Origin of the sequence: Streptomyces sp. Z423-1, from assembly GCF_013009255.1 — a bacterium.
Taxonomy (GTDB): domain Bacteria; phylum Actinomycetota; class Actinomycetes; order Streptomycetales; family Streptomycetaceae; genus Streptomyces; species Streptomyces gossypiisoli.
In genome coordinates this window covers 821,984-834,720 of sequence record NZ_CP053109.1, presented here as the reverse complement: position 1 = coordinate 834,720, position 12,737 = coordinate 821,984, and the positions used below count along the sequence as shown (strand labels likewise).

Here is a 12,737-nt window from a genome sequence, read left to right as displayed (position 1 = left end):
AGCCGCGCTCAGCGCCCCTTGCTCAGCCCCAGAAGCGACGGTACGTCGGCGAAGGAGTCGACCACATGGTCGGGCGTGCCGCCGGCCGCCCGGTGCGTCTCCGGCAGATACTTGCCGGTCTTCACCAGCACCCCCGTCACCCCGGCCCGCTGGGCCGCGAGTACGTCCGACTCGATGTCGTCCCCCACCATCACGGCCTCGCCCGCGCTCACGCCCAGTCGGCCCAGCGCAGCCTCGAAGAACGCGACCGACGGCTTGCCGGTCACCTCCGCCTCGGTACGCGCGGCCTGCTCCAGCCCGGCCAGGAACGCCCCGGTGTCGAGCTGCAAGCCGTCCTTGGTACGCCAGTACAGATTGCGGTGCATGGCCACTAGCCGCGCCCCGCGCTGAAGGTGCCCGAACGCCCGGTTGAGCGCCGCGTACCCGAACTCCGGCCCGGCGCCACCGACGACCACGACATCCACCGACGCGTCGGCGCCGACGACGCTCTCCGCGTCCGCGTCGTCCACCAGGCTCACGCCCTCCAGGTCCTCCCGGATGTCCCCGCTGTTCAGCAGCGCGCACCGCGCCCCCGGACAGTGCTCGGCGAGATACGCGGCGGTGACGGCCGGTGCGGTCAGGATGTCCTCCGCCGCCACCGGAAACCCTGCCTCCGCAAGCGTCCCGGCGATGGACGCGCGTGTCCGGGACGTCGTATTGGTCACCAGGGCGACCGGCAGTCCGGCGTCCCGGATCTCCCGCAGCGCCTCGACCGCACCGGGCAGCGGCTGCCACGAGACGGTGAGAACGCCGTCGATGTCGATGAGCACGGCCCGCACTGAGTCCATGCCTGGACGATAGTCACTCGGTCTGCACGGCGGTGACGAGGGCGCGTCCCCGTATCTCTTCTTCCGCGTCGACGACATCGACGCCGCGATCGCCAAGGTGCGTGAACTCGGCGGCACCGTCCAGGACATCGGCGAGGAGGGGGAGGAGGAGGCCGACTCCGTCGCCCGGTTCGGCCGCTTCAAGCTGTGCCGCGACGACCAGGGCTCGCCCTTCGGCCTGCACCAGCCGCCGGGTGGCCGCCACGCATTGTGACTCGACGTGAAGTGAGGCGAGAAGTGAGGCGACGGGGGCGCGGGCCGCCGCACCTCGTACTCTCGACGCCATGTCCCGTCACGTCCTGATCCTCGGCGGCACCACCGAGGCCCGTGAACTCGCCGCCGAGCTGGCCGCCCGCGCGGATGTGCGGGTCACGACGTCGTTGGCGGGGCGGGTGTCGCGGCCGGGAGCGGTCGACGGCGACGTGCGGATCGGGGGGTTCGGCGGGGCGGAAGGGCTGGCCGAGTGGCTGCGCGGCCACGACGTGTCCGCCGTCGTCGACGCCACGCACCCCTTCGCCGAGGCGATCACCGCGAACGCGGCCCGCGCGGCCGCGCTGACCGGAACACCGGCCGTCGTGCTGCGCCGGCCGGGTTGGCGGCCGGGGCCGGGGGACGACTGGCACCCGGTCGCCTCGCTGGACGCGGCCGCGGAGCTGCTGCCGCGACTCGGCCGCCGGGTGCTCCTCACCACCGGCCGCCTGGGCCTCGCCGCCTTCGCCCATCTGACGGAGCAGTTCTTCGTCGTACGGTCCGTGGAACCGCCCGCGCCCCCGATGCCGTCGGACCTCGAACTCGTCCTCGCCCGGGGCCCCTTCACCGTCGTCGAGGAGTCGGCGCTGCTGCGGGAGCACCGGATCGACGTGATCGTCACCAAGGACAGCGGGGGAGAGGCGACGGCCGCCAAGCTCACCGCGGCCCGCGAACTCGGCGTGCCGGTCGTAGTCGTACGCCGCCCACCGCTACCGCCCGGCGTGACGGCCGTCGCCGACGTACCAGGGGCCCTGGCGTGGCTGGGGCCTCGCTAGCGAAGGGCTTGCAGCACCTGGCGCGGGTCGGGCCCTTGCTGCCGAGGGGCCTTGCGGTACCTGGCGTGGCTGGGGCCCGGCTGGCGGGGGGCTTGCGGCGCCTGGCGTGGGTCGGGCCCAGTTGATGCGGGGTCTTGCGGCGCCTGGCGTGGCTGGGGCCCGGCCGGCGAGGGGTCTTGCAGCGCCCGGCGTGGCTCGGACCCGGCCGGCGAGGGCTCACAGCACCTGACGCGGCTCGGGCCCGGCCGACGAGGGCTACGGCACCTGGCGGGGCTCAGGTCGGGTCGGCGAGGGCTACAGCACCTTGCGGTGCACCAGCGCCGACAGGACCAGCGCGCCCGGCAGCAACGGCAGCCATACCGTGATCAGGCGGTACGCGATGACGGTCGCCGTCGCCAGGCCCACCGGAGCGCCGAACGCGGCCATGGTGAACACCAGCGCCGCGTCCACCGGCCCGATCCCGCCCGGCGCGGGCACCGCGCCGACCGCCGTGCTGGCGATGAGCAGCGCGAAGACGACCTGCGCCCAGGACAGCTCCAGCCCGAGCGAGAAACCGACGGTGGCGATCACGCTGCCCTGGAGCAGCGGGGTGGCGGCCGCGCCGCCCCACAGGGCGAGGACGCGGCTGGGCCGGGTGTGCAGGATGCGGGCGTCGGTCAGGGCGGTGCGCAGGAAGCAGACGGCTGGGCGGCGCAGGGCGGGGACGACGGCGAGCAGGCACCCGGCCACGACGAAGGCGACGCCGACGCCACCGGCGACCAGGAGGAGGGTCCGATCGTCGGGGACGAGTTCGCCGAGACGCAGCATGCCGGGGAAGGCCACCAGGAAGACGATCAGCACCGCCGTCTTCGCCACCGGCTTGACCAGCGAGTACAGGGCGAGCGAGGCGGTGCCCCGGGCCAGCGGTATGCCCTGACCCTGCAGGAAGCGCAGGGTGACCGCGTGGGCGCCGATGCTCGCGGGGAGTACGTGGTTGGCGGCGCCGGCGGCGAACTGCGAGGCGACCAGCAGTCCCGGCGGCAGTCGTTCGGGGATGGCGCCCTGCCGCACCACCGCGGCGGCCAGCCAGCCGAGGCAGGTGAAGAACAGCGCGGCGAGCAGCCAGCCGGGGTCGGCGGCGGCCAGCCGGGCGGCGCCGTCGCGCATGGAGCGCCAGTCGACGAGAGCCCATCCGCCGATGAGCAGCAGCGGCAGCACGGTGAGACCGTGCCGGGTGAGACGGGAGAGCCGTTCGGCGGAGGGGGAGCGGACGGGGGCGGCGGCCGGGAGCGCGCTGGGGAGAGCGGCGGCGGGCGGAAGCAGGGACACGGCGTACGTCGTCCTTCCGCATCACGCCCGGAATGAGCGGGGCGGACGGATGCAAGGCGAGACAGGTGGGGACGGCCGAAACGTGCCCGCCCGGTATGACGCTCGGGTGTCCGGCAGCCGAAGCGACGCCAGCGGGCAGCACAAGAAAGCGGCCGTGATGGTGTCCGATCGGCGCATGCACGCCGTGGGGGAGCGACGGAGGCGTACGCACGGGCACCGTGCGCCCCTCAGCCCTCTCTGCTACCGCTCCTTCGGGTTCCGGCGCAGCAGATACGTGTCCATGATCCAGCCCTTGCGCTCCCGCGCCTCGGCCCGCAGCCGCTCGATGCGTGGCGCCGCCTCGGCGATCGGGCCCGAGGCGAGGATCTCGTCCGGCGTGCCTAGGTAGGCGCCCCAGTAGATGTCGATGTCCTGGTCGGCGTACTGCCGGAAGGTCTGGTGGGCGTCGAGCATCACGACCACGTCGTCCACGCCCTCGGGGAAGCCCTCGGCGAGCCGCCGGCCCGTGGTGATCTGCACCGGCCGGGCGACTCGGTTCAGTCCCGTGCGATGCCGGGCGACCAGGGCGGAGACACTGCTGATGCCCGGCACGACGTCGTACTCGAAGTCGACGCCGCCGCGTCCCTGAACTTCCTCCAGAATTCCGAGCGTGCTGTCGTACAGCGCGGGGTCGCCCCACACCAGGAACGCGCCGCTCTCGTCCTCGCCCAACTCTTCGGCGATCAGCCGCTCGTAGATGTCGGCACGGGCGCTGCGCCAGTCCCCGACGGCCGGTGAGTACGCCGCGCCGCCCGCGCCGCGGTCCCGCTCCGGGTCACGCGCCTCGACCAGGCGGTACGTTCCCTCCGGTAGGTGTGCGTCGAGCATGTCCTTGCGCAGCTGGGTGAGGTCGGACTTCACCTCGCCCTTGTCGAGCAGGAAGAACACGTCCGTGCTCCGCAACGCCCGGACCGCCTGGAGGGTCAGCTGCTCGGGGTCGCCCGCGCCGATACCGATGACATGAATCTTTCGCACACCCAGAGTCTGCCGCACCCCACTGACAGCGAGCCCACCGCCTCATACAGGGAGCCCACCACCTCATACAGCGGGGCCCACCGCCTCATACAGCGAGCCCACCGCCTGACACACGGCGGCTCCGGATCGCCTCGGGCCGTGGATCCCTCCCGCCACTCACCCCCCACGCAGCCCAGGCGCCCGCAGCCCCGCGTCCACCGTCGCCCCGCCCTCCACGTCCCCCGCCAGCTCCCGCGCCCACTCCGTCAGCCCCTGCACGTCCAGGTCGTACGGCCGCTTCCGTCCCCTCCGTGCCGCCCACTCCTCGATCGCGGCCGCCCCGCGGCGCAGCAGCCGGGCGCCACCCGTCGCGTTGCCCCGGGCCGCGTGCGTCAGCCCCACGGCCAGCTGGGCGAGGCCGCGCCACAGGGTGCGTTCCTCGTCGGGGCCCGATTTCCAGGCGTCCTCGAAGACCTCGTGGGCGTGGAACGGCTTGCCCGCGTCGAGGAGGGCCTGCGCCTCGGCGACCGTCTCCTCCGGTGTCCGTACGACCCCCTCGGGCTGCCGGGGCACGCCCTGCGCGTCGTACGGCAGGGGGCGTCCCAGGCCGTCGCGCGGTCGGGCGCTGCGGGCGCGGCCCTCGTTGTCGCGGTCCCGTGCGCCGGGCTGTCGTCCTTCCGGTGTACTGGTGCTGGCCATACTGCGATTGTCCCGCTGCCGGTCCCGCTTCGGCGCGTCCGGGGGCGTGGGGTAAAGTACTGCCCACGTGATCACGCGGTTCTCCGCGGTGAGACGCATCGGGACGTGGCGCAGCTTGGTAGCGCACTTGACTGGGGGTCAAGGGGTCGCAGGTTCAAATCCTGTCGTCCCGACGGTTCGGCGAGGGGCCATCTGTTCGATGGCCCCTCTTCCGTTGGCGCGGGCTCCTTTTCGTTGGCGATGGCCCTCTTTTTTCGTTGGTCTGCGGGGCCGGATGGTACAAGCGGGGCATGACCAACGAGTTCACTCCGATCACCGCCGGTATCGACACCCCGGACCGCCGCGGCCGCACCGGGCTCGACCAGGTGGGCCGGGATCTGACCGGCAACCCGCGCGTGAAGGTGCGGGACGTGAAGCTGCTGTCCAGCCACTGGTACGTGGAGCGGACGACCACCTTCGACTTCCAGCACGCCGACGGCACCTGGAGCACCCAGGAGCGCGAGACCCACGACCGCGGCAACGGCGCCACGATGCTGCTGTACAACACCACACGCGAAACCGTTCTGCTCACCCGGCAGTTCCGCTTCCCGGTGTATGTCAACGGGCACCCCGACGGCATGCTGATCGAGACGCCCGGCGGACTGCTCGACGACGATGACGAGCACCCCGAGGAGGCCGTACGGCGTGAGGTGATCGAGGAGACCGGGCACACCATCGACGCCGTCCAGCATGTCTTCGACGTCTACATGAGCCCGGGCTCGGTCACCGAACGCATCAGCTTCTACGCCGCCGCCTACGGACCGGCGACCCGCACCCACGAGGGCGGCGGGCTCGGCGAGGAGGGCGAGGACATCGAGATCCTCGAACTGCCCTTCCGCAAGGCCCTGGGGATGATCCGCACCGGCGAGATCGCCGACGCCAAGACCATCATGCTGCTGCAATGGGCCGCCCTCGAAGGGCCGTTCGCGCCCCGTCCGTAGGTACTGCCTTGACTTGAAGCGCACTTCAGGCTGAAGACTCCGCTCGCGCCCGGACAACCGGGTGCGAACGGAGGGAACATCATGAAGTACCGCACCATCGGCACCGATCCGGACCACCGCCGCGAGGTCAGCGTGCTCGCCCTCGGCGCCATGCTCTTCGGCTCGCTCAGGGACGAGCGGACCTCCTTCGCCGTCCTCGACCGCTATGTCGGGGCCGGCGGGAACTTCATCGACACCTCGGACAACTACGCCTTCTGGGTCGACGGCAGCCAGGGCGGCCAGAGCGAGGAACTCCTCGGCCGCTGGCGGCGCAGCCGCGGCATCGGCGACGAGGTCGTCATCGCGACGAAGGTCGGTGCCCGTCCCCTCGCCCCCGGCACCAGCTACACCGACAACGCGGAGGGCCTGTCGGCGAAGGTGATCCGCGAGTCGGCCGAGCGCAGCCGCATGGGGGTACCGCCCGCGCGAGCGTAGCCGAGCGTGGGGGAGGCTCGGCATGGCGAAGCTGGACCTGCTGTACGCGCACATCGACGACCCCACCGTCCCCCTCCAGGAGACCGTCGAGGGGTTCGCCGCGCTGGTCGCGGAGGGCACGGTCGGACTGCTCGGCGTCAGCAACCAGGCGATCTGGCGGGTGGAGCGGGCCCGCGCTCTCGCCGCCGCGGGCGGACTGCCCGGCTACGAGGTGCTCCAGTACCAGCACAGCCATCTGCGTCCCCGCTACGACGTCCCGGGCGACCTCTTCCCCGACGGCAGCCTCGGCCACGCGGGCGCCGAACTCCTCGGCTATCTGCGGGCCGAGCCCCCGCTGACGCTGGTCGCCTACTCGCCGCTGCTGGGCGGGGCGTACGGACGCGCGGACAAGCCGCTGTCGGCCGACTACGACCACCCCGGTACGCCCGCCCGGCTGGCCGTGCTGCGCGAGGTGGCGCGGGAGACCGGGGCCACCGTGGGTCAGGTGGTGCTGGCGTGGCAGAGGAGAATCTCGCCGCCGTGGAGCTGGAGTTGACGGCGGATCAGCGGGCCCGGCTGGACGCGGTGCACTGAGGTCAGGGCCGTACCAGGAGCTGGAAGTCGAAGGCGTACCGGGACGCGCGGTAGATGTGCGTCCCGTACTCGACGGCGCGGCCGGTGTCGTCGTAGGCCGTGCGCTGCATGGTGAGGAGTGCGGCGCCCTCCTTCTCGTCGAGGCGGGTGGCCTCCTGAGCGGTGGCGCAGCGGGCGCCGATGGTCTGGCGGGCGCTGTGCAGGGTGATGCCGGCGGAGCGCAGCATGCGGTAGAGGCCGGTGAGCTGGAGCCGGTCGGTGTCCAGGGGGAGCAGGCCCGTCGGCAGGTAGTTGCACAGGAACGCCACCGGGTGGCCGTGGGTGAAGCGGAGCCGTTCCAGGACGGTGACCTCGCCGCCCTCGGGGATGCCGAGGGCGGCCGCGACGTCGGCGGCCGCGGGGACGGCCTCGTTGCGGAGCACCCGCGTGGTGGGCTGCTGCCCGGCCGTCTCCAGGTCGTCGTAGAGGCTGCTCAGCTCCAGCGAGCGCTTGACCTGGCTGTGCACGACCTGGGTGCCGACGCCCCGGCGGCGGACCAGCAGGCCCTTGTCGACCAGGGACTGGATGGCCTGGCGGACCGTGGGGCGGGACAGGCCGAGACGGACGGACAGGTCGACCTCGTTGCCCAGGTGGTTGCCCGGTGTGAGGATCCCACCCTCGATGGCCGACTCCAACTGCTGGGCGAGCTGGTGGTAGAGCGGCACGGGGCTGGTGCGGTCGAGTGCGAAGCGCACGGCGGCGAGGCCGGAGACTGTACTGGTCATGGCGTCCCTCCCGGCTCACACCGTAGCAGTTTGTTCTTACATTAGGACCTGCTTGTGAAATGATGTCTTAACAAAGTATTGACAGTGGGCGCGCCAGGGGATTTGATCCCGTCCCAACGACAGGCTTTCCCCCATCGCACAGTGAGGTGCAGGAGAGATGGACCGCTCTCGCAGAATTACTTCCGCCCTGGCCGTGGCAGCGGCGGCGGCCCTGGTCCTCGCCGGGTGCTCCAGCGGCTCCGGCGGCAAGAAGGCCGAGGAGGGAGCGGACGGTGCCTCGGCGGGCAAGGCCACCACGCCCCGGATGACGGTCGCGCTGGTCACCCACCAGGCGCCCGGCGACACCTTCTGGGACATCGTCCGCAAGGGCGCCGAGGCCGCCGCCGCCAAGGACAACATCAAGCTTGTCTACTCCGCCGACCCCAACGCCGGCAACCAGGCCAACCTGGTGCAGAACGCCATCGACCAGAAGGTCGACGGCATCGCCGTCACCCTCGCCAAGCCGGACGCCCTGAAGGACGTCCTCGGCAAGGCCGAGCAGGCGGGGATACCCGTCGTCGGCCTGAACTCCGGCCTGAGCGACTGGAAGCAGCTCGGCCTGCTGGAGTTCTTCGGGCAGGACGAGAACGTGGCCGGCGAGGCGCTCGGCAAGCGGCTCAACGAGGAGGGCGCGAAGAAGGCCGTCTGCGTCATCCAGGAGCAGGGCAACATCGGCCTCACCCAGCGCTGCGACGGGGTGAAGAAGACGTTCCAGGGCACCACGGAAACCCTGAACGTCAACGGCACCGACATGCCGTCCGTGAAGGCGACGATCACCGCCAAGCTGAAGCAGGACAGCGCCATCGACTACGTCGTCGCCCTCGGCGCCCCCTTCGCGCTGACCGCGGTGCAGTCGGTGTCCGAGGCGGGCAGCAAGGCCAAGGTCGCCACCTTCGACCTCAACAAGGACCTGACCGGCGCCATCCAGCGCGGCGACATCCAGTTCGCGGTGGACCAGCAGCCCTATCTGCAGGGGTACCTGGCTGTCGACGGGCTGTGGCTCTACAAGAACAACGGCAACTACAGCGGCGGCGGTGAGCAGCCGGTGCTGACCGGTCCGGCGTTCGTCGACCGGTCCAACGTCGAGCGGATCGCCGAGTTCGCCGCGAAGGGGACCCGGTGATGAGCATGACCCAGCATGCCGCGCCGGCGGTGACCACACCGCCGGCCCCCGGCGCCAAGCAGACCGACGGACGCACCCGGGAGCGGCCCCTGATGCTGAGGCTGCTCGCCCGGCCCGAGGTCGGCGTCTTCCTCGGCGCGGTCGCCGTGTTCGTCTTCTTCCTGATCGCCGCGCCCTCGCTCCGCCAGGGCAGCTCGATGGCCACGGTCCTCTACCAGGCGTCCACCATCGGGATCATGGCCCTGCCGGTGGCCCTGCTGATGATCGGCGGCGAGTTCGACCTGTCGGCCGGTGTCGCCGTGATCACCTCTGCGCTCACTGCGGCCATGCTCAGCTACCAGCTGACCTTGAACGTCTGGATGGGCGTGATCGTCGCGCTCGTGGTGTCGCTGGCGGTCGGCGCGTTCAACGGCTGGATGCTGGTGAAGACCGGGTTGCCGAGCTTCCTGGTCACCCTCGGCACCTTCCTGATCCTCCAGGGCATCAACCTCGCCGTCACCAAGCTGGTGACCGGAAACGTCGCCACCGACGACATCAGCAACATGGACGGCTTCGACCAGGCCAGGGCGCTGTTCGCCTCGTCCTTCGACGTCGGCGGCGTCCAGGTGAAGATCACCGTGGTGTGGTGGCTGGTCTTCGCGGCCCTGGCCACCTGGGTGCTGCTGCGCACCAAGTACGGCAACTGGATCTTCGCCGTCGGCGGCAACAAGCACAGCGCCCGCGCGGTCGGTGTCCCGGTGGCCTTCACCAAGATCACCCTGTTCATGCTGGTCGGCTTCGGCGCCTGGTTCGTGGGCATGCACCAGCTGTTCTCCTTCAACACCGTGCAGTCCGGCGAGGGCGTCGGCCAGGAGCTGATCTACATCGCCGCGGCCGTCATCGGCGGCTGCCTCCTCACCGGCGGCTACGGCTCCGCCATCGGCCCGGTCTTCGGTGCCTTCATGTTCGGCATGGTCCAGCAGGGCATCGTCTACGCGGGATGGAACCCCGACTGGTTCAAGGCCTTCCTCGGTGTGATGCTGCTCGGGGCCGTCCTCATCAATCTGTGGGTGCAGCGCACCGCGACCCGGAGGTGACCGCCATGACAACCACCCACGGAGCAGTGCTCCAGGACGCCGTCCCCCGGCAGGACGGGGCCCTCGTCGAACTCCGAGGTGCCGGCAAGTCCTACGGCAACATCCGCGCCCTGCACGGCGTCGACCTCGCCGTCCACCCCGGCAAGGTCACCTGCGTGCTCGGCGACAACGGCGCCGGCAAGTCCACCCTCATCAAGATCATCTCGGGGCTGCACCAGCACACCGAGGGCGAGTTCCTCGTCGACGGCGAGCCGGTGCGCTTCTCCACCCCGCGGGAGGCCCTCGACAAGGGCATCGCCGCCGTCTACCAGGACCTCGCGACCGTCCCGCTGATGCCGGTGTGGCGGAACTTCTTCCTCGGCTCCGAGCTCACCAAGGGCCCCTGGCCGGTCCGCCGCCTGGACATCGCGAAGATGAAGCAGACCGCCGACGAGGAACTGCGCGCCATGGGCATCATCCTCGACGACCTGGAGCAGCCCATCGGCACACTGTCCGGCGGCCAGCGCCAGTGCGTCGCGATCGCCCGCGCCGTGCACTTCGGCGCCCGCGTGCTGATCCTGGACGAGCCGACCGCCGCCCTCGGCGTCAAGCAGTCCGGCGTGGTCCTGAAGTACATCGCCGCCGCCCGCGACCGCGGCCTCGGCGTCATCTTCATCACCCACAACCCGCACCACGCCTACATGGTCGGCGACCACTTCAGCGTGCTGCGCCTGGGCACCCTGGAACTCTCCGCCGACCGCAGCGAGGTCAGCCTGGAGGAACTGACCAACCACATGGCGGGCGGCGCGGAACTCACCGCGCTCAAGCACGAGCTGGCGCAGGTGCGGGGCGTCGACGTGGAGGAGCTCCCCGAGGAGGAGGACCTCACGGCACCCGCGAAGGCGACTTCCTCTTCTCCCGCTTCTCCCGAAGGGACCTCCTGACATGGCCGACACCCCCGCCCTCGACCGCATCCGGGTCGGCTCGGCGCCGGACTCCTGGGGCGTCTGGTTCCCCGACGACCCCCAGCAGGTCCCCTGGGAACGCTTCCTCGACGAGGTCGCCGAGGCCGGCTACTCCTGGATCGAACTCGGCCCCTACGGCTATCTGCCGACCGACCCGGCCCGGCTCACCGACGAGGTGAGCAAGCGGAACCTGAAGGTCTCGGCGGGCACGGTTTTCACCGGCCTGCACCGCGGCCCGTCCGTCTGGGAGTCCACCTGGGAGCACGTCAGCCAGGTCGCCGCCCTCACCCAGGCCATGGGCGCGGGGCACCTGGTGGTCATCCCGTCGTTCTGGCGCGACGACAAGACCGCCGAGATCCTGGAGCCGCCGGAGCTGACGGCCGAGCAGTGGGCGTACCTGACCAAGGGCATGGAACGCCTCGGGCACGAGGTCAAGGAGACGTACGGCCTCGACATCGTCGTGCACCCGCACGCCGACACCCACATCGACACCGAGGACCACGTCGAGCGCTTCCTCGACTCCACCGACTCCGAGCTGGTCAACCTCTGCCTGGACACCGGGCACTACGCCTACTGCGGCGGCGACAGCGTCAAGCTGATCGAGACGTACGGCGAGCGCATCGGCTATCTGCACCTCAAGCAGGTCGACCCGGAGATCCTCGCCGACGTGGTCGCGAACGAGGTGCCGTTCGGGCCGGCCGTGCAGCGCGGTGTGATGTGCGAACCGCCGTCCGGCGTACCGGAGCTGGGGCCGGTCCTCACGGCCGCCCAGGGGCTGGGCGTGGAGCTGTTCGCGATCGTCGAGCAGGACATGTACCCCTGCGAGCCGGACAAGCCGCTGCCGATCGCGGTCCGCACCCGCAAGTTCCTGCGGTCCTGCGGAGCCTGACGGTCCGGGTGGGGTGGGGCGGCGGTCACTGCTCGTCCGCGGGCTGCCTCCGCCCCCGTACCACCAGCACCCCGCCCACGACGGCGAGTACGAAGCCCGCGGCGGCCGCGCCGATCGGTACCGTCCGGCCGACCGCGCGCAGCTGTGCGCTGTCCGCCTGGGCCTTGTCGACCGCGAACTTCTGCGTGTCCGGTGTGTGGCTGAGCTTCTTCACGTCCAGGAGCACCACGGCGTCCTTCTCGGCACCGGGGGCGCGCAGCGTCTGGCGGGGGCCCAGCTGGGCGTACAGGACACGGCCCGTGGCCTGGTCGACGACCAGCTTGATGCCGTGGTTGGAGTACCACTCCTCGGCGAACACCTGCGCGGCCCCGGGCCGTCCGACGAGGGCGCCCGGCACCTGACGGGTGCCGATCTTCGTGGGCGGGACGGTGCCCGTGAAGACGTACCCCCGGTAGCCGCGGATCTTCTCGGTGCCCCGGTAGGAGAGGGTGACCGTCGAGCCGAGCTGGCTGTCCCACCAGCGGTACGGGCGTTTCTGCACGTCGAACGGGAACTTCAGGTAGGCCTCGCCCTCGTGGTACGGCTGCTCCTGGCAGCAGTGCGCGGGCCGGTTGCTGCGGCGGTCGGTGACCCAGCGGGCGGTCGAGAAGTCCAGCGCGTCGTGCGGGTCGGCGGCGGGCAGCGACTTCTCCGTGTCGACCGTGGTGACCACGTCCCACACCGCGCGACCGCTGCGCTCGCTGTCGCCGACGTCGCCGCGCACCCGCTGGGTGACGGTGATGGGCCGGTCGTGGACCGTCTCGGTCTCCTCGACGTCGAAATAGCTGCCCGTGCCCTTGTAGACGGCGGTCACGTCGATGTCGACCGGGTTCACGGCCGCGCGCGGTTTCACGTACCACGCGAGCATCGGCGCGAGCACGAGCAGGAAGACACCCAGGCCCAGCAGGACCAGGGAGAAGGGCGAGGCGCTACGGCGCATCCGGC

13 protein-coding genes, 1 tRNA gene and 1 pseudogene are annotated in these 12,737 nt (G+C 71.2%); 8 read left to right on the top strand and 7 right to left on the bottom strand.

Annotation, left to right across the window (positions count from 1 at the left end; translation table 11 throughout):
• Positions 1-8: 8 nt before the first annotated feature.
• Together HJD23_RS03715 and HJD23_RS03710 are read right to left on the bottom strand one after the other, a co-directional pair.
• Positions 9-827 (bottom strand): HAD-IIA family hydrolase, encoded by an 819-nt coding sequence (locus HJD23_RS03715; RefSeq protein WP_171110666.1) that lies wholly within the window; start codon positions 825-827, stop codon positions 9-11.
• Positions 828-840: 13 nt separating this feature from the next.
• Complete coding sequence (locus HJD23_RS03710) at positions 841-1,071, bottom strand: hypothetical protein (RefSeq protein WP_171110667.1); 231 nt, start codon at positions 1,069-1,071, stop codon at positions 841-843.
• Between the two features lie 79 nt (positions 1,072-1,150).
• Here HJD23_RS03710 and HJD23_RS03705 point away from each other — a divergent pair, with 79 nt between their 5' ends.
• Positions 1,151-1,891: a cobalt-precorrin-6A reductase gene (locus HJD23_RS03705; protein ID WP_171110668.1), complete on the top strand. Its 741-nt coding sequence runs from the start codon at positions 1,151-1,153 to the stop codon at positions 1,889-1,891.
• A 294-nt stretch (positions 1,892-2,185) separates the two neighbouring features.
• On the opposite strand, the gene HJD23_RS03700 is transcribed toward HJD23_RS03705, so the two are convergent.
• The 3 genes from HJD23_RS03700 to HJD23_RS03690 form a co-directional block, all read right to left on the bottom strand.
• Entirely contained in the window at positions 2,186-3,199 is a 1,014-nt protein-coding gene (locus tag HJD23_RS03700) for a lysylphosphatidylglycerol synthase domain-containing protein (protein ID WP_171110669.1), read from the bottom strand.
• A 240-nt stretch (positions 3,200-3,439) separates the two neighbouring features.
• Positions 3,440-4,213, bottom strand: a complete 774-nt coding sequence (gene cobF, locus HJD23_RS03695) for a precorrin-6A synthase (deacetylating) (protein ID WP_171110670.1) — start codon at positions 4,211-4,213, stop codon at positions 3,440-3,442.
• A gap of 156 nt (positions 4,214-4,369) precedes the next feature.
• Positions 4,370-4,891 (bottom strand): DUF309 domain-containing protein, encoded by a 522-nt coding sequence (locus HJD23_RS03690; RefSeq protein WP_171110671.1) that lies wholly within the window; start codon positions 4,889-4,891, stop codon positions 4,370-4,372.
• 99 nt (positions 4,892-4,990) lie between these two features.
• On the opposite strand from HJD23_RS03690, the gene HJD23_RS03685 reads away from it, so the two are divergent.
• From HJD23_RS03685 to HJD23_RS03675, 3 genes and pseudogenes are all read left to right on the top strand, one after another.
• Positions 4,991-5,064: transfer RNA gene (locus HJD23_RS03685), tRNA-Pro, on the top strand.
• 138 nt (positions 5,065-5,202) lie between these two features.
• Complete coding sequence (locus HJD23_RS03680) at positions 5,203-5,871, top strand: NUDIX domain-containing protein (RefSeq protein WP_171111809.1); 669 nt, start codon at positions 5,203-5,205, stop codon at positions 5,869-5,871.
• Between the two features lie 81 nt (positions 5,872-5,952).
• Positions 5,953-6,918 (top strand): annotated as a pseudogene (locus HJD23_RS03675) (aldo/keto reductase).
• A gap of 2 nt (positions 6,919-6,920) precedes the next feature.
• Here HJD23_RS03675 and HJD23_RS03670 read toward each other — a convergent pair.
• Complete coding sequence (locus HJD23_RS03670) at positions 6,921-7,682, bottom strand: GntR family transcriptional regulator (protein ID WP_171110672.1); 762 nt, start codon at positions 7,680-7,682, stop codon at positions 6,921-6,923.
• Positions 7,683-7,839: 157 nt separating this feature from the next.
• On the opposite strand from HJD23_RS03670, the gene HJD23_RS03665 reads away from it, so the two are divergent.
• Genes HJD23_RS03665 through HJD23_RS03650 form a run of 4 tightly spaced genes read left to right on the top strand, consistent with a single transcriptional unit; the run spans position 7,840 to position 11,753 of the window.
• The gene (locus HJD23_RS03665; RefSeq protein ID WP_171110673.1) at positions 7,840-8,844 is read left to right on the top strand and encodes a sugar ABC transporter substrate-binding protein; all 1,005 of its coding nucleotides are present in this window, start codon (positions 7,840-7,842) and stop codon (positions 8,842-8,844) included.
• On the top strand, positions 8,844-9,920 hold the full coding sequence (locus HJD23_RS03660; protein ID WP_171110674.1) for an ABC transporter permease: 1,077 nt from the start codon (positions 8,844-8,846) through the stop codon (positions 9,918-9,920). The genes HJD23_RS03665 and HJD23_RS03660 overlap by 1 nt, the downstream gene beginning before the upstream one ends.
• 5 nt (positions 9,921-9,925) lie before the next feature.
• On the top strand, positions 9,926-10,843 hold the full coding sequence (locus HJD23_RS03655; protein ID WP_171110675.1) for an ATP-binding cassette domain-containing protein: 918 nt from the start codon (positions 9,926-9,928) through the stop codon (positions 10,841-10,843).
• 1 nt (position 10,844) lies between these two features.
• Positions 10,845-11,753, top strand: a complete 909-nt coding sequence (locus HJD23_RS03650) for a sugar phosphate isomerase/epimerase (RefSeq protein ID WP_171110676.1) — start codon at positions 10,845-10,847, stop codon at positions 11,751-11,753.
• A 25-nt stretch (positions 11,754-11,778) separates the two neighbouring features.
• Here HJD23_RS03650 and HJD23_RS03645 read toward each other — a convergent pair whose 3' ends face one another.
• On the bottom strand, positions 11,779-12,732 hold the full coding sequence (locus tag HJD23_RS03645; RefSeq protein ID WP_171110677.1) for a DUF3068 domain-containing protein: 954 nt from the start codon (positions 12,730-12,732) through the stop codon (positions 11,779-11,781).
• Positions 12,733-12,737 lie beyond the last annotated feature (5 nt).

Coding starts and splice junctions, on each gene's coding strand:
- HJD23_RS03715 (WP_171110666.1), bottom strand. CDS start 827: ATGGACTCAGTGCGGGCCGTGCTCATCGACATCGACGGCGTTCTCACC.
- HJD23_RS03705 (WP_171110668.1), top strand. CDS start 1,151: ATGTCCCGTCACGTCCTGATCCTCGGCGGCACCACCGAGGCCCGTGAA.
- HJD23_RS03690 (WP_171110671.1), bottom strand. CDS start 4,891: ATGGCCAGCACCAGTACACCGGAAGGACGACAGCCCGGCGCACGGGAC.
- HJD23_RS03670 (WP_171110672.1), bottom strand. CDS start 7,682: ATGACCAGTACAGTCTCCGGCCTCGCCGCCGTGCGCTTCGCACTCGAC.
- HJD23_RS03665 (WP_171110673.1), top strand. CDS start 7,840: ATGGACCGCTCTCGCAGAATTACTTCCGCCCTGGCCGTGGCAGCGGCG.
- HJD23_RS03660 (WP_171110674.1), top strand. CDS start 8,844: ATGAGCATGACCCAGCATGCCGCGCCGGCGGTGACCACACCGCCGGCC.
- HJD23_RS03655 (WP_171110675.1), top strand. CDS start 9,926: ATGACAACCACCCACGGAGCAGTGCTCCAGGACGCCGTCCCCCGGCAG.
- HJD23_RS03650 (WP_171110676.1), top strand. CDS start 10,845: ATGGCCGACACCCCCGCCCTCGACCGCATCCGGGTCGGCTCGGCGCCG.
- HJD23_RS03645 (WP_171110677.1), bottom strand. CDS start 12,732: ATGCGCCGTAGCGCCTCGCCCTTCTCCCTGGTCCTGCTGGGCCTGGGT.